At 58.1% G+C, this 20,690-nt stretch carries 15 protein-coding genes and 1 pseudogene; 9 read left to right on the top strand and 7 right to left on the bottom strand.

Annotated features, from left to right (window positions below):
- Window positions 1-278 precede the first annotated feature (278 nt).
- Window positions 279-3,776, top strand: coding sequence for a dermonecrotic toxin domain-containing protein (locus tag ACIONG_RS16945; protein ID WP_401301225.1), 3,498 nt, complete (start codon window positions 279-281; stop codon window positions 3,774-3,776).
- Between the two features lie 29 nt (window positions 3,777-3,805).
- Here the strand turns inward: ACIONG_RS16945 and ACIONG_RS16940 are convergent, their stop codons facing one another.
- A complete protein-coding gene (locus ACIONG_RS16940) occupies window positions 3,806-4,594 on the bottom strand; it encodes an IclR family transcriptional regulator (RefSeq protein WP_213027593.1) in 789 nt (262 codons plus the stop codon).
- A gap of 165 nt (window positions 4,595-4,759) precedes the next feature.
- Between ACIONG_RS16940 and hmgA the strand changes: the two genes are divergently transcribed.
- The 4 genes from hmgA (at window position 4,760) to ACIONG_RS16920 (ending at window position 9,551) form a co-directional block, all read left to right on the top strand.
- On the top strand, window positions 4,760-6,064 hold the full coding sequence (gene hmgA, locus ACIONG_RS16935; RefSeq protein WP_315446881.1) for a homogentisate 1,2-dioxygenase: 1,305 nt from the start codon (window positions 4,760-4,762) through the stop codon (window positions 6,062-6,064).
- Window positions 6,065-6,067: 3 nt separating this feature from the next.
- Window positions 6,068-7,372 carry a fumarylacetoacetase gene (gene fahA, locus ACIONG_RS16930; protein ID WP_401301216.1) on the top strand — a complete coding sequence of 435 codons (1,305 nt, stop codon included), beginning with the start codon at window positions 6,068-6,070 and terminating at the stop codon, window positions 7,370-7,372.
- 12 nt (window positions 7,373-7,384) lie between these two features.
- On the top strand, window positions 7,385-8,020 hold the full coding sequence (gene maiA / locus ACIONG_RS16925; protein ID WP_213027596.1) for a maleylacetoacetate isomerase: 636 nt from the start codon (window positions 7,385-7,387) through the stop codon (window positions 8,018-8,020).
- A 160-nt stretch (window positions 8,021-8,180) separates the two neighbouring features.
- Window positions 8,181-9,551 (top strand): MFS transporter, encoded by a 1,371-nt coding sequence (locus ACIONG_RS16920; protein WP_401301212.1) that lies wholly within the window; start codon window positions 8,181-8,183, stop codon window positions 9,549-9,551.
- Window positions 9,552-9,653: 102 nt separating this feature from the next.
- Here ACIONG_RS16920 and ACIONG_RS16915 read toward each other — a convergent pair whose 3' ends face one another.
- Window positions 9,654-10,457 carry a SirB1 family protein gene (locus tag ACIONG_RS16915; RefSeq protein WP_401301209.1) on the bottom strand — a complete coding sequence of 268 codons (804 nt, stop codon included), beginning with the start codon at window positions 10,455-10,457 and terminating at the stop codon, window positions 9,654-9,656.
- 185 nt (window positions 10,458-10,642) lie between these two features.
- On the opposite strand from ACIONG_RS16915, the gene ACIONG_RS16910 reads away from it, so the two are divergent.
- Entirely contained in the window at window positions 10,643-11,662 is a 1,020-nt protein-coding gene (locus ACIONG_RS16910; protein ID WP_213027599.1) for a Glu/Leu/Phe/Val dehydrogenase, read from the top strand.
- 179 nt (window positions 11,663-11,841) lie between these two features.
- On the opposite strand, the pseudogene ACIONG_RS16905 reads toward ACIONG_RS16910, so the two are convergent.
- Window positions 11,842-12,096, bottom strand: a pseudogene (locus tag ACIONG_RS16905) (YebG family protein); the annotation flags it as partial.
- A gap of 299 nt (window positions 12,097-12,395) precedes the next feature.
- On the opposite strand from ACIONG_RS16905, the gene ACIONG_RS16900 reads away from it, so the two are divergent.
- On the top strand, window positions 12,396-12,896 hold the full coding sequence (locus ACIONG_RS16900) for a phosphate-starvation-inducible protein PsiE (RefSeq protein WP_103305161.1): 501 nt from the start codon (window positions 12,396-12,398) through the stop codon (window positions 12,894-12,896).
- Here ACIONG_RS16900 and ACIONG_RS16895 read toward each other — a convergent pair.
- The 3 genes from ACIONG_RS16895 to ACIONG_RS16885 form a co-directional block, all read right to left on the bottom strand.
- On the bottom strand, window positions 12,893-13,210 hold the full coding sequence (locus tag ACIONG_RS16895; RefSeq protein ID WP_401301205.1) for a DUF3509 domain-containing protein: 318 nt from the start codon (window positions 13,208-13,210) through the stop codon (window positions 12,893-12,895). The two genes, ACIONG_RS16900 and ACIONG_RS16895, sit on opposite strands and share 4 nt — an antisense overlap.
- A 237-nt stretch (window positions 13,211-13,447) precedes the next feature.
- Entirely contained in the window at window positions 13,448-14,749 is a 1,302-nt protein-coding gene (locus ACIONG_RS16890; RefSeq protein WP_401301202.1) for a serine/threonine transporter, read from the bottom strand.
- 63 nt (window positions 14,750-14,812) lie between these two features.
- Entirely contained in the window at window positions 14,813-16,189 is a 1,377-nt protein-coding gene (locus tag ACIONG_RS16885; RefSeq protein WP_401301199.1) for an L-serine ammonia-lyase, read from the bottom strand.
- Between the two features lie 135 nt (window positions 16,190-16,324).
- Between ACIONG_RS16885 and ACIONG_RS16880 the strand changes: the two genes are divergently transcribed.
- Both ACIONG_RS16880 and ACIONG_RS16875 read left to right on the top strand, forming a co-directional pair.
- Window positions 16,325-17,272: a LysR substrate-binding domain-containing protein gene (locus ACIONG_RS16880; protein WP_007914183.1), complete on the top strand. Its 948-nt coding sequence runs from the start codon at window positions 16,325-16,327 to the stop codon at window positions 17,270-17,272.
- A 200-nt stretch (window positions 17,273-17,472) separates the two neighbouring features.
- Window positions 17,473-17,880 (top strand): HPF/RaiA family ribosome-associated protein, encoded by a 408-nt coding sequence (locus tag ACIONG_RS16875; protein ID WP_103305165.1) that lies wholly within the window; start codon window positions 17,473-17,475, stop codon window positions 17,878-17,880.
- Window positions 17,881-18,171: 291 nt separating this feature from the next.
- Here ACIONG_RS16875 and fecA read toward each other — a convergent pair whose 3' ends face one another.
- Window positions 18,172-20,505 (bottom strand): TonB-dependent Fe(3+) dicitrate receptor FecA, encoded by a 2,334-nt coding sequence (gene fecA / locus ACIONG_RS16870; RefSeq protein ID WP_401301195.1) that lies wholly within the window; start codon window positions 20,503-20,505, stop codon window positions 18,172-18,174.
- Between the last annotated feature and the right edge of the window lie 185 nt (window positions 20,506-20,690).

The following is a 20,690-nucleotide window of genomic DNA, read 5'->3' as shown; positions in this document are numbered from 1 at the left end:
ATAAAGTTCTGAATGATTTGGACGCTCACGTGTGAATTATTTCGAGAAAATTGGATGTAATGGTCAGGGCTAAGGTGCTCATTGGTTTTAAATTTATGGTGATATCGGTATGTAAAATAATTGATTCAGGTTGTTTGTTCTGTGATTCGGTCTGGGTAATGTACAAGATTGGAAAAGTATTCCGAGTATCTTTTCGGGAAGTCCCTGGCTTAGTTTGAATTAGCGAAGCAGATGTCATTCGGATGTTTGTAAGTGTCAAACTGAGAAGGTATGTTTAAATGGAAGTTCGTAGTCTTGACAATGCTGGATTCGGTAAAGTGGGAGAGGCGCTGGTCGCATTAAAGGGGCCGTTGAACGACATGCCTGCATTCGATGTTGTTTTACGTGCCTGTTTGCAGCGTGCAGTTGGCGAATTTTTTCAGCAGGCCGATGCGCGCATAATCAATATCAATGTTCGTGGCAAGGTCAAGCCGAAGCAAATGGAGCCGGTAGGAAGTCTGCTTCAAGTGTTAACTGACTGTCTGCAGCGTGGCAGGGCGCCGAAGTATGATGCGCAGTATTACGCGATTTATAGTGACCCGATTACAACCAATTCTCGAGATTTGTTGCCTGCGGTCCCTCTGGCATCTGTTGAGAAGTTACTGGAACGTCTGTTTCTAAATTTGCCAGACTACTATGTTGCGGTACTGCAAGAGTATTGGGCGGGAAAGGGCGAAAGTAAGGGGCGTTTTGCAGTTCCGAGAAAACTGACCATGAGCGAACTTCAAGCCTATCTCTTTCTGGATGAGCTTGAAGTTTTTTCTGATGAGGGCGGTATCAGTCGGGATGAACTTCAACGTATCCGTTATATGCTTCAGCCGGGCTCGCGCGGTACTTGGTATGGCGTATTTATCGGCAGCCGGGGAGACGCTTATAATGTGCAGCATTCAATGTTCGCCATCCCACTGGCAGAAGCTATCCGGGATGAACTTATTCCACGGGCGGATACCGCAATCGTACTGTACTCCCCGACTCATGGCGTCGAAAGATTCTCCTCCTCTGCTGAAATGCATCGGACGCTTGAGCAACGCCTGTCGTCCGGTGACAGTCGTGAGGTTTTCCTACAGTCGCTCGCAATCAAGGAACGAGAAAATTTTCCAGTCGTGCCCGAATTCCGTTATTTGAAAGTTGAAGGCGATCTGTTTGCACGCATCAGCGATAACGCCATTGAAAAATCCTGCAGTGAAGTTGTTAAACTGCTGGCTCAGTTCACTGATTCTGACTCGAATTATGATGCGGTTGTCGCGTCGGTGACGTCTGCACAGGCCTTGCCGGATATGCTTGGCCAGGCGAAGTCTCGCCAAGCGGCGCTTGTTCGGCTGGCGCAAAAAAACAGGTGGCCGATCTGGCTGCAGAATGCCGGTTCAACGAATCAGGAGATTTATGAGGCATTGGAAAAGCGCCTGCTGGAAAGCGAAGTGCAATACCATGAAGTAACAAAGGGCTTCGCCTCGCTCAAGGACTTTGCAAAAAAAGAAGTGGAGGATTTTATTTCTCCGGGTAAGGACGTTCGGATTGACCCCGATAACGTCTTCGTCAATGTCCGCCATGTGTTGAATGTAACGAATGGTCAAAAGATTGAGACCAGGGAGCGCAAAACGCTCACCCAGGCGTTCATGTACGGCGTGCATGATCAACAAGGTCAATTTGAAATTGCTGTGGAAAATCAGCCTTACAATCCTAAGTGGACCGCCTCTGAACTGCCTAAGTCGATCAAAGCGTTGAACGTGCGCGTGCGATATAACGACCAGAGGCAAGCCGTCTACTCGAAACCTGAAGTCTCGCAAGCGCTTCGACAAGTTCAAGGTCGCAGGACGGCTCTGTCGCTATTTAGCGCGGTTCTGCAAAAACAAGTGAGCCATGATGCCAACGATATGGTTAATCGCTATAACTATGATGACCTGTCTATCATGTCCGGGGGGATCAAGCTTGGTGCCAAGTATCACGCGTTCAAGGAGCTGAGGTATTTTAAGCGCAAGCTTGATCAAGACTCCCCCATCGTGGTGTATGCGCCGGGTTTTCCAGGCTCGCAAGAGTGGTTCGAATTTGCCACGTTCAAAGCGTTAAGGAATACGTTATTAAAATGGGTCCAGGACGATGAAGTCTGGGAGTATCTGAAGTCTCAGGCCGTTCTGTCTGATGTAAACAGGATGGTGGCTGAAGTCACAGGTGATAGTTGGACCCCACGTTGGATTGGTCAATCGAGTTTTGAATTCCCATTTACTACTGAAGACTACCCGCTGGAAAACGCGGTAAAAAATATCCTCAGCTGGGAATCCAAGCAAATAGAAGCTTATACACCACAGTGGTTCAGGAACGCCTCGGCGGAGGAGCAAGGGTTATCCGTTCGATTGCATACCGAATTCAAGGCTATTCAGAACGTAACAAAAGACGATCTGAAAATCGTGCCTTTCAAGGAGTTTGCCCGTGAGCTGGTGATGAAAGCATTCGCCCAGTACTGGGAGCGAAAGGGGCTTAAGGTTCCAGTCTTTGATCCGAATGATGTCATGGTCAAGATTCACAATGTTCCAGAAATGCCGCTCACCGATCTGTTCATCCAGTGGCAGATTTGGCGCAGTGACGTTACGATCTTTGAAAAAATTGTAAGTGTTGTCGTTCCAGGGATCTCCATAGCAATACATGAGTTAAGAGATTACCTTCGAACTGCCCGGTTCTCCGGTCGGGGTGTAGTAACCGCATTGAATGCACAGGTCATCAATGATCTTATTGATCTGAAGCCCGGCGAACGTTACGACGAGTATCTTAAAAATCAATTCCTCTCGACGCCACGTCGTGCTCTGAAGGAGGTTTGTTATCGAGAGCTTAAGCAGAACGAAATGCTCACTGCGGCGCTTGCCCAGAAAATCAGGCGCACGATCTCCAATGAAGATTTCAGTTGGCTTAAAGCACTTATCGATGATCTTGATAGCGATATTCGCGGCACCCATCGGTACCCAGGAGGCACTGCAGACGGACCGGTCGAGGGCGTTTGTCATTTCACCTTGAACTACAGGAAAGTTCACGGCGCATATGTCTTCAGTCGCAAATTTAACGGGCGGTTGCAGTCTGTTGTCTACGTACCGGGTACCCATGACGGGAATGATTTCTTTCCTGTCGAACAGTTATCGACGCGGCTTAAAGACTCCGCCTTCAGCGGTCATGTTTTACGAATGGTCAGTCTCCAGGATCAAAAGGCTGTTAAAAAACTCACAGATAATTACAAAGACGGGGGGCCACACGCACAGCCCCCCACGTTGTACGGCGCGTATAAGGTGGGCAACGAGTTCAAAGACGAGTACGAGGCCATGATCGCGCGTTTCAGGGCAGACGTGGATTATCAAACCACCAGTACCTGGGAGGCGGTCTGGGTCGATGCCAAGATTTTGCTCAATATCGCTTTGGATGTTGTCTCGTTGTTCGTGCCTCCAGTGGGCGCGGTAGTGACTGTACTGCGAATCGCGTATACGGTCGTTGAGGGGATTTCGGCCTCACTGGACGGTGATAAGGAAGCAGCCAATGCTTATTTCGCCAGTGCCTGGAGAGCGGCCATCATGTTTTATATCGGCTACATCGCCGGCGTCGGCAACTCTTCCAGCGCGGCCGGGCTGCTGTCTCGGATCAACGATTACGCGAACCTTCTCTCGTCGGTAACCGGTGTTCGCGTTGGCATCAGCTATGTCACCGCAGTCGCCGTTCCGCCTCACCGAGTGGAAAGCACCACGCGACTGATCGGTTGAGCCAGTAATCGAGGCGCCTGCCTATCCTTTCAGGGGGCAGGCGTCTCGAATCCCATCCGCCAACTCACGGCCCGCGTCGCAGCCAGCAAACGCTGCGCCGCCGGGCCGTTTTCGTCGGCGTGGAACAACGAAGTCGGGCCGACGATGGTCAGCACCGCTGCAACTTGCCCCACCGCGTTGAACACGGGTGCCGACAAGGCATCCACCCCCGGCATCAGCAAACCATGCACATGATGCAGACCGCGTTCGCGAATCTGTTCACACAAGATGGCGTAAGCCTTTTCATCGGCCAACGGGTGATTGGCGGCAGCGATTTCCTGCTCACGTAATTCGTCGGTTTCCCGATGCGGCAGGTAGGCACTGAACACCAGTCCGGTCGAGGAGCTGAGCAACGGCAACACCGAGCCCAATTGCGTCACCACCGTCACCGCGCGCACCGCCGGTTCGATGTGCACAACGGTTGCACCCTGATTGCCCCACACCGCCAGAAAACAGGTTTCGTTGAGTTCGTCGCGCAATTCGGACAGCGGCAGGGCAGCGACTTTCAGCACGTCCATACTGTTGAGGGCGGCCAGGCCCACGCGCAGCGCCTCACGGCCGAGGCCGTAATGGTTGGTGGCGGTGTTTTGCTCGGCAAACCCCGAGGCGATCAACGCCTGCAAATAGCGATGCACTTTGCTCGCCGGCATCTGTACATGTTCGGCCAGACGTGACAGCGAAGTGGAAGGCGACAATTCGGCCAAAGCCTTAAGGATGTCGGTGCCGACTTCGGCGGAGCGCACTTTCTGTTTGCCGTTACTGTCGCTGGTTTTTTCCATGAGGCTGCCGGGATCCGAAAACGAATGGGCGTCTTTATAGCTTGACGCTGGATAGCGAGCAAATTACGTTATGCGTAATCGAATTACGATAATAACAACCCCGGCGTGCCGAAACCTCTGAGCCAGAGCGATGGGCCACTGCCGACTCCCTGTTCAGGAGGCTCCATGAACCTCGATTCAACCGCGTTGTCGCTGGCCTATCAGTCCGGTTTCGGCAACGAATTCAGCACTGAAGCGTTGCCCGGCGCGCTGCCCGTCGGCCAGAACTCCCCGCAAAAAGCCCCGTACGGCCTCTACACCGAATTGTTCTCCGGCACTGCATTCACCATGACCCGCAGTGAAGCGCGGCGTACCTGGATGTACCGGATACAACCGTCGGCCAATCACCCGGCATTCGTCAAACTGGAGCGGCAACTGGCCGGTGGTCCGTTGGGTGAAGTGACCCCCAACCGCCTGCGCTGGAACGCGCTGGACATGCCGAGCGAGCCGACCGATTTCATCGACGGTCTGGTGAGCATGGCGGCCAACTCGGGGGCCGATAAGCCCGCCGGGATCAGCATCTATCACTACGCCGCCAACCGTTCGATGGAACGCGTTTTCTTCAACGCCGATGGCGAACTGCTGCTGGTGCCGCAACTGGGGCGCTTGCGTATTGCCACCGAGCTGGGCGTGCTGGACGTCGCGCCGCTGGAAATCGTCGTGCTGCCTCGCGGTCTGAAATTCCGCGTCCAATTGCTTGATCCGCAGGCTCGTGGCTACATCGCCGAGAACCACGGTGCGCCGCTGCGCCTGCCCGACCTGGGGCCGATCGGCAGCAATGGCCTAGCCAACCCGCGCGACTTCCTGACCCCGGTCGCCGCCTACGAAAACCTGCAACAACCGACCACGCTGGTGCAGAAATTCCTCGGCCAGTTGTGGGGCACCGAGCTCAATCATTCGCCGCTGAACGTGGTCGCCTGGCATGGCAACAACGTTCCGTACAAATACGACCTGCGCCGGTTCAACACCATCGGCACGGTCAGCTTCGATCATCCGGACCCGTCGATCTTCACGGTTCTGACTTCACCGACCAGTGTGCACGGGCTGGCCAACCTGGATTTCGTGATCTTCCCGCCACGCTGGATGGTCGCCGAGAACACTTTCCGTCCACCGTGGTTCCACCGCAACCTGATGAACGAATTCATGGGCCTGATCCAGGGCGAGTACGACGCCAAGGCCGAAGGCTTCGTGCCCGGCGGTGCCTCCCTGCACAGCTGCATGAGCGCCCACGGTCCGGATGGCGAGACTTGCACCAAAGCGATCAACGCCGCGCTTGCACCGGCGAAGATCGACAACACCATGGCCTTCATGTTCGAGACCAGCCAAGTGTTGCGCCCCAGCCGCTTCGCCCTCGAATGCCCACAACTGCAACCCAATTACGACGCCTGTTGGGCCACGCTGCCCGCCACGTTCGACCCGACCCGGAGATAACCCATGACTCAGAATTCCATCAACCGCAGTTGGGTTGTCTCGGCCAATGGCCACGCCGACTTCCCGTTGCAGAACCTGCCGCTGGGCGTGTTCAGCATCAACGGTTCGGCACCGCGCGCCGGTGTGGCAATCGGCGAACACATCTTCGATCTGCAAGTGGCGCTTGAGGCCGGATTGTTCGACGGCGCCGCACGCAGCGCGGTCGAAGCCATGCACGGCGGCCAGTTGAACGCGTTCTTCGAACTCGGTCGCGAAGCGCGGGTGGCCTTGCGCGAGCGCCTGCTGGAATTGTTCAGCGAAGGCAGCACCCATCGCGGCAACATCGAAGCCCAGGGCGCGAAACTGCTGCCACTGGCCGCCGATTGCCAGATGCAGCTGCCGGCGCGCATCAGCGATTACACCGACTTCTACGTCGGCATCGAGCACGCGCAGAACGTCGGCAAACTGTTCCGTCCGGACAACCCGTTGCTGCCGAACTACAAACACGTACCGATTGGCTACCACGGCCGCGCCTCCACCGTGCGCGCCTCCGGCACCGACGTGCGCCGTCCGAAAGGCCAAACCTTGCCGGCGGGCGCGACGGAGCCGACTTTCGGCCCCTGCGCACGTCTGGACTATGAACTGGAACTGGGCATCTGGATCGGTCAGGGCAACGAGATGGGCGAGTCGATTGCAATTGGCGATGCCGCCGAGCACATCGCCGGTTTCTGTCTGCTCAACGACTGGTCCGCCCGCGATATCCAGGCCTGGGAATACCAGCCGCTGGGTCCGTTCCTGTCGAAAAGTTTTATCACCAGCGTTTCGCCGTGGGTCGTCACCGCTGAGGCGCTGGCGCCATTCCGCACCGCGCAACCCGCGCGTCCTGAAGGTGATCCACAACCACTGCCGTATCTGTTCGACAAGCGCGATCAGGAGGGCGGTGCGTTCGACATCGAACTGGAGGTGCTGCTGCTCACCGAACGCATGCGCGAACAGAATCTGCCAGCCCATCGCCTGACCCTGAGCAACACCCGCCACATGTACTGGACCGTTGCGCAAATGGTCGCGCACCACAGCGTCAACGGTTGCCAGTTGCAGGCCGGTGATCTGTTTGGTTCGGGCACGTTGTCCGGCCCTGAAAGCGGTCAGTTCGGCAGTCTGCTGGAAATCACCGAGGGCGGCAAAAAGCCGATCGAACTGGCGTCCGGCGAAGTGCGCAAATTCCTTGAGGACGGTGACGAAATCATCCTGCGCGCCCGTTGCGCCCGTGACGGTTTTGCTTCCATCGGCTTCGGCGAATGCCGCGGTAAAGTCTTGGCGGCACGCTGACAGGAGCGGCTCATGGATCTCTATACCTATTACCGTTCGACCTCGTCGTATCGGGTGCGGATCGCGCTGGCACTCAAGGGCCTCGACTATCAGGCGCTGCCGGTCAATCTGATCGCGCCGTCCGGCGGTGAGCATCGGCAAGCGGCGTATCTGGCGATCAATCCACAGGGCCGCGTGCCGGCCTTGCGCACAGATGAAGGCGAATTACTGATCCAGTCACCGGCGATCATCGAGTACCTGGAAGAGCGTTATCCACAGCAGCCGCTGTTGCCGGATGATCTCGCCGCTCGCGCCCATGTGCGTGGCGTGGCGGCGGTGATCGGCTGCGATGTGCATCCGCTGCACAACGTCAGCGTGCTCAATCGGTTGCGTCAGTTGGGGCACGAAGAGCCGCAGGTGGTGGAGTGGATCAGTCACTGGATTGCTCAAGGGCTGGCCACGGTGGAGCAGTTGATTGGCGACAGTGGTTTCTGTTTCGGCGAGTGGCCGTGTGTGGCTGACGTCTACCTGATCCCGCAGTTGTATGCGGCCGAGCGATTCAATGTTTCGCTGGAGGCTTATCCGCGGATTCGCCGGGTTGCTGCGCTGGCTGCCGAGCATCCAGCCTTTATCAAGGCCCACCCGGCCAACCAACCCGATACACCTTAAGCTCCAACCAAAAAACTGTGGGAGCGGGCTTGCCCGCGATAGCGATTTATCAGTCAACTCTATGTCGGGTGCACTGGCGCCATCGCGGGCAAGCCCGCTCCCACAGGGGGTAATGCCAGCTTCAACCAAAAAATCATAAAAACAAAACAGGTACCTTGCGATGCACAACCAGATTGCCAGCTTCCGGGCGGCACTCGACGCCCGTCCTGTGTCCCGCTATCAGTGGTTGCTCTTGATCCTGCTCGCCTTGCTGCTGGTCACCGACGGTTACGACGCCCAGGTGCTTGGCTACGTGGTGCCAGCGCTGGCGCAGGATTGGGGACTGGAGAAATCTGCGTTCGGTCCGGTGTTCAGCGCCAACCTGCTCGGTCTTACCCTTGGCTCCCTCGCTGTCACGCCACTGGCAGACCGTTTCGGCGTGCGCCGGATTCTGCTTGCCTGCGTACTGATCTACGCCACCCTCACCGTCCTCATGGTGTTCGCTGACTCGTTGAATACGCTGATGATCGCGCGCTTCATCTGCGGAATTGGTATGGGCGGCGCGATGCCCAGCGCCATGGCGTTGATGTCGGAGTACTCGCCGCCGCGCCTGCGTACATTGATGGTGACGCTGGCCGCATGCGGTTTCTCGTTTGGCGGCGCGGCGGGTGGGTTTGTCGCGGCCGGGTTCATCGACCAGTTCGGCTGGCAAGCGGTGTTCCTCGCCGGTGGCGTCACGCCGTTGCTGCTGTTTCCATTCCTTTGGTGGATGTTGCCGGAATCCTTGCCGCGTTTGTTGCGCGATGCACCGCCGTATGTGCGTCTGCGTAAGGTAACTGCGCGGATGCTGCCGGACTGGCAACCGCCGGCGGCGTCCATCGGGCAAAACCAGCGGGAGCAGGGCAGCAAGCTGACCGTGGTCGAGTTGTTCCGCAACGGTTACGCACGGCCGACTCTGCTGATCTGGGCGACGTTCTTTGTCAGCCTGATTCTGCTGTACTTCATGATCAGCTGGCTGCCGACGCTGCTGCTGGAGAGTGGCCTGAAACTCAACGAGGCCAATCTGGTGACGTCGATGTTCCTGTTCGCCGGTACCTTGGGTGCAATCTGCATGGCCTGGTTCGCCGACCGCTTGAAGCGCAAAGTTCGACTGTTGTCCGGTGTTCTGGCGGGCGCGGCGCTGTGCACGATCCTGCTGGGGCTCAATCACGACAATCCGCGTTATCTGGTGGCCTGCGTGTTCGCCGCAGGGTTCTGCATCATCGGCGGGCAACTGACGCTGAATGCGTTCGCGAGTAATTTCTACCCTGCGCACGTTCGTGCCACGGGCACTGGCTGGGCGCTGGGTGTGGGGCGATTCGGTTCGATTCTCGGGCCGCTATTTGGCAGTCTGCTGCTGGCGATGCATATTCCGGTGGAGCAGATTTTTTTCTTCTGCGCGATTCCGGCGGTGATTGCTGCACTGCTGATCATTCAGGTGCGTTCGCCCAATGACACACGCATATCCAATGTGGGAGCGAGCCTGCTCGCGAAGAGCGATAACACGGTGTAACTGAAAGACCGCGTCGCCTGCTCGCGATGAGGGTGTGTCAGTTATTAATGATCCGACTGACCCACCGCTATCGCGAGCAGGCTCACTCCTACAAAAATCGTTTCAGTGGACGACAGAGTTGGGCGGGAGATGGCCGAGGCGCTCGGTCAGGCGCAGTCGCTGGATCGGATCGTCACTGAGCAACAAGGCATGTTCCAGATCGAAACGCTCGGCGTTCGGGCAGTCGAGCCGTTGATACAGACTGGCGCGGGCGAGGTAATCGGCAGCGCCGGCATTGCCCAGTTCGAGCACGCGCTCGGCGTCGATCAACGCGGCGATGAAGTCATCGTGGGTCAGGTGCAACTGACGCAAGTTGCGCGACAGGCGCTGCAGCATCTGCACCGGCGTCGCCGTCAGCAAATGCTCGGCGTTGAGCTTCATGTTCGGCCCGTACTGGCGTTGCAGCAGTTCGCGACAGTCATTGGGATACAGGCGTCGACCACCGCAAGGGTCGAGCAAGTGATCGGCTCCGGGCACGCGCAGCAGGAAATGCCCGGGGAAGTTGACGCCGACCAGTGGAATCTCCAGACCGCGCGCCAGCTCCAGGGCAATCAGCGCCAACGTCAACGGCTGACCACGCCGGGTCTGCAACACTTTATGCAGCAGGGCTGCCTGCGGACGTAGCGGCAGAAAGTCATCCTGGGCAAAACCCAGATCCGTCATGCGTCGCAACAATGGCTGCGCCAGTTCGCTGACCGGAAGCATCGGCAAGCCGTAACTGACCCGTTGTTGCAGCTCCTTGAACTCTTGCAGCGGCGTCTCGGGATCGAGCGCTTTTTCGTGCTCGGCAGCCATCCACAGCGCGGCTTCCAACAGCGCGGGCGGCGAACGGTGCAGACAGTCGAAAAAACGTTGGCGCGGACTCATCACAATCTCCGGGGAATGCCTCGTTTTAGCCCCGTCCGCGCCATTCGTCCAGTGCGTGGTTATGCGCGTCCTGGGTTATGCCGCAAAGCGGTTGTCAGCTGTTGTGCTTATTCCGGTGCGCTCCAGCAATTTTCAGGCGCAAGCCTATACTGGCGTTCTACAAGAAGTGATTCGGGAGCCCAACGATGTTTGCGCTCATGCAAAGCACTCGCCTGGAATCGCTGCACCTTAGCGTCGACCCGGTTTCCGGGTTGAAGGCGGTCATTGCCATCCACAACAGTCGTCTCGGGCCAGCCCTGGGCGGATGTCGTTATCTTGCCTATCCCAATGATGAATCGGCGGTTGAAGACGCGATTCGCCTCGCTCAGGGCATGAGCTACAAAGCCGCGCTGGCGGGCCTGCCGCAGGGCGGTGGCGTCGCGGTGATCGTGCGCCCGGTGCATGTGGAAAATCGCGGCGCGCTGTTCGAAGCCTTCGGCCGTTGCATCGATCAGCTCGACGGCCGCTACATCACCGCCATCGACAGCGGCACCTCGGTGGCGGACATGGACTGCATTGCCCAGCAAACCCGGCACGTCACCAGCACCACCTCGGCGGGGGATCCCGCGCCGCATGCGGCCATGGGCGTGTTCACCGGAATTCGCGCCACGGCGATGGCGCGGTTGGGCAGCGACAATCTGGAAGGCTTGCGCGTGGCGATCCAGGGTCTGGGTAATGTCGGTTACGCGCTGGCCGAGCAACTGCATGCAGCCGGGGCTGAATTGCTGGTCAGCGACATCGACCACGGCAAGGTGCAACTGGCAATGGAACAGCTCAATGCGCACCCGATCGCCAACGATGCGTTGCTCAGCACGCCGTGTGACATTCTCGCGCCGTGTGGATTGGGTGGGGTGCTCAACAGTCACACGGTCACGCAACTGCGTTGCTCGGCAGTGGCCGGGTCGGCCAATAATCAGCTGACGCATCTGGATGTCGCCGATCAGCTGGAGCGGCGTGGCATTCTTTATGCGCCGGACTATGTGATCAATGCGGGGGGACTGATTTATGTCTCGCTGAAACATCGTGGCGAGGAATTGCCCACGATAACTGCACACCTCTCGAAAATCAGTTCGCGGCTGACCGAGGTATTCGCCCATGCGCAGGCGGAGAAACGTTCGCCGGCGCGGGTGGCGGATGAGTTGGCGGAAAAGGTTTTGTATCGCTGAAACGTAAAAGATCGCAGCCTGCGGCAGCTCCTACAGGGAAAACGTATTCCAATGTAGGAGCTGCCGCAGGCTGCGATCTTTTAATGGGTCAGTGATTACTTTGCAGCTTTCGCCGCTTTTGCAGGTTTGACCGGCGCTTCAGCCGTTTCTTGCGCATCAGCAACGTCAGCCACTGGCTCTGCCGGGGCATTGATCAGCTCCGACAGTGCGTCAGGCTGGCTCTTGAACGCCTTGGCAAATACATCGCGATTCTTCGCCATGTAGATCCCGACTTCTTCAACCTGCTGCTCGTTCAGCGACGGCACGGCTTTTTGCAACACTTCGGACAGCATCTCGGCCAGTTCGAGCATTTTGTCATGACGGTCAGCTTCGGCTTTATCCATGAACAAGCGCTCCAGATCTCGGCTGCTGCGGTATACCACTTCGACGGCCATTCACCACCTCACATGCCTTCACATTTAGTTGTCTTTGCGACTACTGTATCTATATACAGCGAAAAGGATAAGCGAATCCCTGCGCTTTGGGTAGCGGCTTTTCAATGTAGACCGGATTTGAAGTTTGTCAGCCTCGTCGGACGTTGGCCGCATGCGGTGCGACCAAACGCCACGGCGCGGGTTTTGCGGCAGCTCGCCATGATGGCGTGGCCTCTTTTCTGCATGAAACTGCAAACGTGCAGAAAAACCGTCACGTCCAACACGCATCATCCGCTCGAATCGGGCTAAGGAACTTCATCGTGAAAATAAACTGGGCCGAGAAATTGCGGCAAAACGTGCATCAACTGGCCGAGTCCCTGGGTAACCTGTTCGTCGAGACCTTCCACTATCTGGCGCTGTTCGCCATCGGTGCGGTCACGGCGTGGGCGGCGGTGATGGAGTTTCTCGGGATGCTCGAGGAAGGCCACATCAAGATCGATGACATTCTTTTGCTGTTCATCTATCTGGAACTGGGCGCAATGGTCGGGATTTATTTCAAGACCAACCACATGCCGGTGCGCTTCCTGATTTACGTGGCGATCACCGCGCTTACGCGCCTGCTCATTTCCAACGTCTCGCACCACAACCCGCCGGACATGGGCATCATCTACCTGTGCGGCGGAATTCTGCTGCTGGCGGTGTCGATTCTGGTGGTGCGTTATGCCTCGTCGCAATTTCCTTCGGTGAAGATCGAACACCCGCAACGCAAGATCGGTACGGGGTCCGGTGAGCATCCTGAGGTGGAAAAGGGCGAACTCTAAAGCCCGGCCACTTGCCGTGGCTGGCCTTTTAGCAGCGGCGGTGGCGGGGTAATTCCGTCGCCGCTGGTCATTGCTTCGAGAATCGCCATGGCACTGTGGCCCTGCTCGATGGCGATACCGAACTGAATGCTCTGCACCAGCAGTTTGAGGCGTTTGGGATCGTTGCGCTGTTCAGCGCTGATCATCCGTTTGGCCACGATCCGGCCGCCGTTGGACAGGGTCAGCATGATGCTGCCGTCCAGGCCCTGAATACTCAGGTTGATCTGATAGTCCGGCGCAAAGGCATCGGTAATGATCTGAAAAGGATTGTCCATGATGCGTCACCGCCTGATTGAACGTGCAGTTGTTGACCGGCCGGGATCGGGTTGGTTCGCCAAACCGGATCATCGGCCATTCCGTGGTCTGTATCGTTGCTTCATGTAGGAGCTGCCGAACCTGCGACAACTCCTACAGGGGATGTAGCAAGGGACATGCCGGGAAAATTGTCGAACAACGAAACCGGACAAAAACAAGGCGAGCCCATGGCTCGCCTTGTTCATTTACGGGCCGTTTCAGGGCACGACCGAGAAGATGATCGCTGACAGTGCAATCAGGCCGATCAGCACGACAAACACGTTGGAGGCCTGACCCGAATACTGGCGCAAGGCTGGCACACGGCGGATGGCGTACATCGGCATCAGGAACAACAGGCAGGCAATCACCGGGCCACCGAGGTTTTCGATCATGCCGAGGATGCTTGGGTTGAATGTCGCCACAACCCAGCAACTGAGGATCATGAACAGCGCGGTGGCACGATTGAGCCAGCTCGCCGACATCACTCGACCGCGACTGCGCAGGCTCTTCACGATCATGCCCTGGAAACCTTCGCTGGCGCCGATGTAGTGGCCGAGGAAGGACTTGGTGATCGCCACCAGCGCAATCAACGGCGCTGCGTAAGCGATGACCGGGGTCTGGAAGTGGTTGGCCAGGTACGACAGGATCGAAATGTTCTGTGCCTTGGCCGCCGCGAGATCCGCTGGCGACAGCGCCAGCACGCAACTGAAGCAGAAGAACATTACCGTCACCACCATCATGCCGTGGGCCATGGCGAGGATGCCGCTGCTCTTGCGTTCGGCCTGCGCGCCGTAGCGCTGCTTCTGGTCAACCGCGAACGCCGAGATGATCGGCGAATGGTTGAACGAGAACACCATCACCGGGATCGCCAGCCACAATGTCTTGAGGAACACCGACATCGGCACGGCCTCTTGAGCACTGGCAAAGAATGCGCCGTTCCAGTTCGGGATCAGGCTGATTGCGAGCAGCAGCAACGCCGCGACAAACGGATAAACCAGCACGCTCATGGCTTTGACGATGACGCTCTGGCCGCAGCGCACAATGGCCATCAGACCCAGAATCAACGCCAGCGACAGGATCGCCCGGGGTGGCGGGGCAATGTGCAACTGGTGTTCGAGGAAGCTGCTCAAGGTGTTGGTCAACGCCACGCTGTACACCAGCAGGATCGGGAAGATCGCGAAGAAATACAGCAGCGTGATCAGTTTGCCGGCACCGATGCCGAAGTGTTCTTCGACCACTTCGGTGATGTCCCCGGAACGCCCGGACAGCACGAATCGGGTCAGGCCACGGTGGGCAAAAAACGTCATCGGGAACGCCAGCACGGCGAGAATCAGCAGCGGCCAGAAACCACCGACGCCAGCGTTGATCGGCAGGAACAGGGTGCCGGCACCGATGGCGGTGCCATACAGGCCAAGCATCCAGGTGGTGTCGAATTTGCTCCAGCCCTTGTGGGCGGTTTCTGTTTTGCCTGTGAGGTCTACAGCGGGATTTTCGGCAGCAGGTGTACGTACATCGGTCATCGGTATCGCCTCGTTATTATTTTTGCTCGGGCTCACGTGTTGCGGACGGTCAGGGAGTGCTCCTCAGCACTCCACCCAGCTCACTGCCAGGCCGCCTCGTGAAGTCTCTTTGTATTTGTCGTGCATGTCGGCACCGGTATCGCGCATGGTGCGGATCACCCGGTCGAGGGAAATGAAGTGGTTGCCGTCGCCGCGCAGCGCCATTTGCGTGGCGTTGATCGCTTTCACGGCGGCAATGGCGTTGCGCTCGATGCACGGCACCTGCACCAGACCGCCGACCGGGTCGCAGGTCAGGCCGAGATTATGTTCCAGGCCGATTTCGGCGGCGTTTTCCAATTGCTCCGGGGTGGCGCCAAGCACTTCGGCCAGGCCCGCAGCGGCCATGGCACATGCCGAACCGACCTCGCCCTGGCAGCCGACTTCGGCGCCGGAGATCGAGGCATTTTTCTTACACAGAATGCCGACCGCCGCCGCGCCCATGAAGAAGGCGACGACGTCATCGTCAGACGCGTCCGGGTTGAATTTCATGTAGTAGTGCAGCACCGCCGGAATGATCCCGGCGGCGCCGTTGGTCGGCGCAGTAACCATGCGCCCGCCCGCGGCATTTTCTTCGTTGACGGCGAGGGCGAACAGGTTCACCCACTCCATCGCCGACAGCGTCGAGCTGATGACATTCGGTTTGCCGATTTCCAACAGACTGCGGTGCAATTTCGCCGCACGGCGCGGCACATTCAGACCGCCGGGCAGGATGCCTTCATGGCGCAGGCCTTGCTCGACACACTCGCGCATTACCGACCAGATGTGCAGCAAACCTTTACGGATTTCATCGTCGCTGCGCCAGGCCCGCTCGTTGGCCATCATCAGCTCGGACACCCGCAGATTGTGCTGTTTGCACAGCGACAGCAGCTCGGCGGCGCTGGAGAAATCGTAAGGCAACTCGACGTCGCCGGCCGGGGACACGCCAGACTCGGCTTCCGCCGCTTCAATGATGAAACCGCCGCCGATCGAGTAGTACGTTTGCGTGAACAGCTCGGCCAATTCGCCGAAGGCTGTCAGCGACATGGCGTTGGGGTGGTAGGGCAGGCTCTCGTCGAGCAGCAGGAGATCGTGCTGCCAGTCGAAGGCAATCTCTCTTTGCCCGGCCAGAGACAGCAGACCGGTTTCGCGCAGTTGCTGAATTCGCGGGTCGATGGTCGACGGATCGATGCTGTCCGGCCATTCGCCCATCAGCCCCATGACCGTGGCGCGGTCGGTGGCATGGCCGACGCCGGTGGCTGATAGCGAACCGTACAAGCGGATTTCCACACGCTTCACGTCGAGCAGCAAATGCTGGTCGATCAGCGCCTGTGCGAAGGTCGCGGCGGCGCGCATCGGGCCAACGGTGTGGGAACTGGACGGACCGATGCCGACCTTGAATAAATCGAAAACACTGATAGCCATGCTAAAGCCTTACAAGCAATGGAGTGGGAATCGCCGCCATTTTTTGTAGGACAAGCGCAATGTCGGCGATACTGCCTACCTCGCTTCAACGTGACTAACGAAATTTCCTAAGTAAGCCTTTAGCAGGACTAAACAATGAGTCGTCAATTGCATGCACAGACCTACGTCTGGCTGCAGGTGTTTTCCTGTGCCGCGCGGCACTTGTCGTTCACCCGTTGCGCCGAGGAACTGCACATCACCCCGGGGGCGGTCAGTCAGCAGATCCGCCAATTGGAGGAGCGCCTTGGCTTTCGCCTGTTTCATCGGCGCGCACGCGGTGTGGAGCTGAGCGCTGAAGGCCAGCGGCTAGCGATTACGGTCAATGAGGCGTACGGCAGCATTGACGCGGAATTGCGTCGGCTCGATGCCGGAATGATCAGCGGGATTTTGCGGGTGCGTTCGATCCCATCGTTCCTCAGTAAATGGCTGACCCCGCGTCTGCCACGCCTGCAACAGCGCTACCCGGACATCCAGTTGCGCCTGGTGGCCGAGGACAGCAGCGTGCCGTTGCACGAGGGCGACTTTGACCTGGCGATCGATCTGAACGACGGCAGCTATCCGGGACTGTTATCCACAGCCTTGCTTGATGAGCAGATTTTCCCGGTGTGCGCGCCGAGCCTGTTACGCGGGCGGCCACCGCTGCACGGGCCGGCGGATCTGGTGCATTTCCCGTTGTTGCACGACATCACCGCCTGGCGTGGCAGTTACGAATACGCAGAGTGGGAGTTCTATCTCAACGCCATCGGCTTCGAAGGCGCCGACGTACGGCGCGGGCACACCTTCAATCGCAATCACCTGACCATCGAAGCGGCGATTGCCGGCATGGGCGTGGCGATCGCGCGGCGCACGTTGCTCAACGATGAGCTGGAGCGGGGCACCTTGATTGTGCCGTTCGGGCTGTCGGTGCCCAACCACAAACGTTACGTTCTGCTCTATGCGCCGGGGGCGTTGAGCCATCCGGGCGTGCGGGCGGTGCATGACTGGCTGGTGGAGGAAGCGGGGATTTTTCGCAGTTTGCACCCGTTGAATGACGGGCAATTGTGAGCAAATTTTGCAGGGTTGCGAGGCGACCCAACTCCCGACCTTACCAGTGACTTGCTTGGTTGTCCGGCTTTTTTTGCGAATGAATATTTATCTTTTTTCAGGGGTTGAAATGTTTGGCTGTCGGGCCGATTGTTGTAACCAAGAGGTCAGGAAAATATGTTTACGGCCTCTCGCGAGCTAGCTGAAATAAGGGATGAACTATGCAAATCCAAGTCAACAGCGATAACCATATTCAAAGTAGTCAACGACTGGAGGAGTGGGTACGTACAACCATTGAGAGCACGCTCGAACGTTATGAAGAAGACCTGACCCGTGTCGAAGTCCATCTGAGCGACGAGAACGGTGACAAGCCAGGTCCCCATGACATGCGCTGCCAACTGGAAGCGCGGCCAAAAGGCCATCAACCGATTTCCGTGACCCACAAGGCCGATTCGCTGGAACAGGCGATCGACGGTGCAGCCGAAAAACTGGAGCACGCACTGGAGCACTTGTTTGGCAAACTGCGGGGCAAACCCCGTGCCGCCATTGTGCCATTTACCAGCAAGGCGAACGACGCGCTGCTGGAGGAAGAATTTCTGGAGAATGAACAGGCAGCGATCAACAGTTGATCCGCTGATTCCATAAGCCACCCAATGAGAACGGGCCTGCGCAAGCAGGCCCGTTTTTGTTCGTGTGGCTGGATGGTATTTGGGTATGGCATGAGAAAGCAGCCCCTCACCCCAGCCCTCTCCCGGTGGGAGAGGGGGGCGACCGAGGTGTCTGAAGAGATGCGTCGACCTGAAAGACCGAGTCGATTCTGGATTCCGCTCAGTACTTTCAGGTCGGTATATTTCTCAAGCATCCCCCAATCAGTCCCCTCTCCCTCGGGGAGAGGGTTAGGGTGAGGGGTTTTTCAAACCTCAGAACGCAACCGATGTCTGCACATAAACCGTTCGCGGCTCACCTACATACTTGCCCTTGTTGTTGTCATCAAACGAGCGGGTGAAATACTGGGTGTTGAAGATGTTCTTCACCCCCACCGCCACATTCAGATCCGACAACTGCGGGCCGAAGTCATACCCGGCGCGGCTGCTGAACAGCATGTAACCGGGGATCTTGCCGGTACTGCCGTCAGCGCTTTCTTTCGAGGTATTGGCATTGTCGGCGAACTGGTCGCTCTGGAAGCTGCTGTCCAGATTCAACTTCCAGGGTCCCTCTGTGTAGCCAACGCCAATAGTGCCTTTGTGCTTCGAAGAGAACGGCACGCGGTTGCCTTTATTCGGCCCGTCTTCACGGATGGTCGCGTCGACGTAGGCGTAAGAGGCGTAGACATCGAAACCGGCCAGCGCCGGGCTCAAGTCATCGAGGGCGTAATTGACACTGGTCTCAATGCCCTGATGACGGGTTTCGCCACGGGCGATCACCGAATCGTTGGTCTGGTTGCTTTCGTACTGATTGTCGAAGTTGATCAGGAACGCGCCAATCTCTGCGCGCAACGCGCCGTTGTCGTAGCGAGTGCCGAGTTCCCAGGTGCGGGCCTTCTCCGGTTTCACTTCGCCACTGCTCACGCGGTTGGGCATCTGGCTGTATTGCACGCTGCCGAAGGAGCCTTCGGTGTTGGCGTACAGATTCCAGCTGTCGGTCAGGTGATAAAGCACGTTCAACGCCGGCAGTGCGGTGTTGTAGTCACCCTTGTATTTGACGTTGGTCAGGTTGTTGGTCTGTTGCGACTCGATCATCTCGTAGCGCACGCCCGGGGTGATCGTCCATTTGCCGATGTCGATGCGGTCGTCGACGAAGAACGCGTTGGCCTCGGTGCCGCCGCGTGTATCGCGGTCGTTGCGGCTACTGGTGGTCGGGTATTCATTGCTGCTGATCGGCGTGCGATAGCGCAACTCGTGGCCGGCCTCGTTGATGTAGCGGTAGCCGACGCCGACTTCATGGCTGGTCGAGCCGAGGTCAAAGCCTTGGGCGAAACGGGTTTCCAGACCGCGAACCCAATATTCGCGCGGTGACAGCGACAGGAACGTGCCCTGATCCAGATAACCGCTGCGCAGGGTTTTGGTGAAGAAGGTATTGGCGGTGAATTCGCGGCGATCTTCCTGGTATCGATAGCCGAAGTTGAACATCGTGCGACGGCCCCAGAACTGGTCTTTCGGACGCGTGGACTGATACGGATCGGCATCGTAATCGGCAACGTTCAAACCGCCGGGCATGTCGGCCTTACCTTCGTAATACTGGGCCATGGCGTTGAAACTGTTGGCCTCGTCGAGCTGGTATTTGCCCTTGAGGATCAGGTCGTCGATTTCGGTGTCGCTGTGCTCACGCCAGTCGCCGCCACGGGTGCCGGAATACAACAGCGCGCCACCCAGTCCGTTCTCGTTGGTGCCACCGGCAAGCAGATTGGCGCTGGTCTTGAAGCCGTCATGGCTCGACGAGGGACTGGTTTCCGTCTGGAAACCACCCTTGACGGTCGGTTCGTCGGGAATCGCCCGGGTCACGAAGTTGACCACGCCGCCGACGTTCTGCGGGCCGTAGCGCACCGCGCCGCCACCACGCACCACGTCCACAGCGTCCATGTTGCCCATGCTGATCGGCGCGAAAGAAAGTTGCGGCTGGCCGTAAGGGGCGAATGGAACCGGAATGCCGTCCATCAACACCGTTGAGCGTGCCGCCAGGCGCGGATTGAGCCCGCGAATACCGAAGTTCAGCGCCATGTCGTGGCTGCCGGTGCCGTTGTTTTCCGGGGCGTTTACACCGGGAATGCGGTTGAGCACATCACGCGCCTGGGTGGCGCCCTGGCGTTCGAATTCTTCACGACGGATCACGTCGCGAGCGCCGGGGTGTTCGAACACGTTGATTTGCTGCGCATCGCCGAGCCAGTCGCCGACCACTTTCGAGGTGTCCAGCTCAAGCGCTGTGTCACCCGCCGGTTGCAGGCTGAAAGCGTTGTTGCCCTCGGCGCGAGCTTGCAGGCCGGTGCCTTCGAGCAATGCGTTGAGACCTTGTTCAATCGTGTAGTTGCCTTCCAGGCCACGGCTTTGTACGCCGCTGGTCACTTGCGAGCCGAACGAAATCAGCACCCCGGCTTCACGGCCAAACTGATTGAGGGCGTTTTCCAGCGCTGATGGCGCGATGTGATAGGCCTGGGTGTCGGCCGCCACTGCAGCGGGCAGGGCGCCGAAACTCAGGCTGGCGCCGAGGATAAGGTTGCGCAGGCTGCGGGCCAGTGGCGTGAGGCGGGTGGGGTGCATGGTGGAGGATCCTGAGAAGGTTGAATCAAAGGGGGCTTTCCTTCTCTGTCACGCCAGATCTGAAAAACGGCTCACGCATTACAAATATTTTTTGAAGAACTGCTTTTGTGGCAGTGAGCTTGTCGCACCGTCTCGCTGGGCGCGAAGCGGTTCACGCTTTTAAAGGACGGGCCTGTTGCGCAGTC

Origin of the sequence: Pseudomonas sp. NPDC087817, assembly GCF_044742875.1 — a bacterium.
Taxonomy (GTDB): Bacteria; Pseudomonadota; Gammaproteobacteria; order Pseudomonadales; family Pseudomonadaceae; genus Aquipseudomonas.
Note: the sequence above shows the minus strand (reverse complement) of the source record. Positions and strands in the feature narration are given on the sequence as shown.